Source organism: Acutalibacter sp. 1XD8-33, from assembly GCF_003612555.1.
Classification (GTDB): domain Bacteria; phylum Bacillota; class Clostridia; order Oscillospirales; family Acutalibacteraceae; genus Acutalibacter.
Genome location: NZ_RAZF01000097.1, coordinates 1 through 700, shown reverse-complemented (window position 1 = coordinate 700; position 700 = coordinate 1). Strand labels below are relative to the sequence as shown.

The window sequence follows — 700 nt, the reverse complement described above, 5'->3', positions numbered from 1 at the left end:
TTTCGTGCTGTGTTTGCTTCTGGCGGCTTTGCTGCTGGCCTACATAGCACCCGTAAAAGCGTGTTAGCCGCCCGGATGGCACCCGAGCGGCTAACGATGTAAAAATCTTAGCATAGGGGGCTAACCGCCATGTAGCAGCGCCCTCTTTGTTTGTATTATACCCCAATCCAGGGAGTTTGTCAATGACAAACTCCGGCAGACCGCCAGCTTTCTTCCTCTGCGGAAGTCTCCCGGCGGTCTGCTTTATACCACACGCTCCGGCTTTGTCAAGTGGCAAGGCCGGGGCTTTCATTTTCTATGAGAGGTGAAAGCCAATGACTTTGGATAAGCTCCTGGCTTATTCCGGCGGCGGGCTCTTCGTTCTGCTGACCCTGGTGCAGATTGCGCCTGTCAAAGTGAACCCCTGGTCGGCTATCGCCCGGTGGATCGGCAAGGCCATTAACGGCGAGGTGCTGGGCAAGCTGGGGCGGCTGGAAACCCGTCTGGACGAGCACATCAACACCGACGACAAGCGGGACGCCGACGGCCACCGGGTGAAGATCCTCCAGTTCAACAATGAGCTCCTGCGCTGTCAACGCCAATTTGAAATTGTAAGAAAACGCCGAAGAAATTTTGTAGTTTTTCGGCGGGGGGGGGGTAACAAAACTAAGCGTTTCCTTGCTCAAAAAGAGTGTTCACGATTTGCTGTTTCTGGCGCATG

At 54.7% G+C, this 700-nt stretch carries 1 pseudogene; it reads left to right on the top strand.

Annotated features, from left to right (window positions below):
• Positions 1–314 precede the first annotated feature (314 nt).
• Positions 315–700, top strand: a pseudogene (locus D7X94_RS18015) (hypothetical protein); the annotation flags it as partial.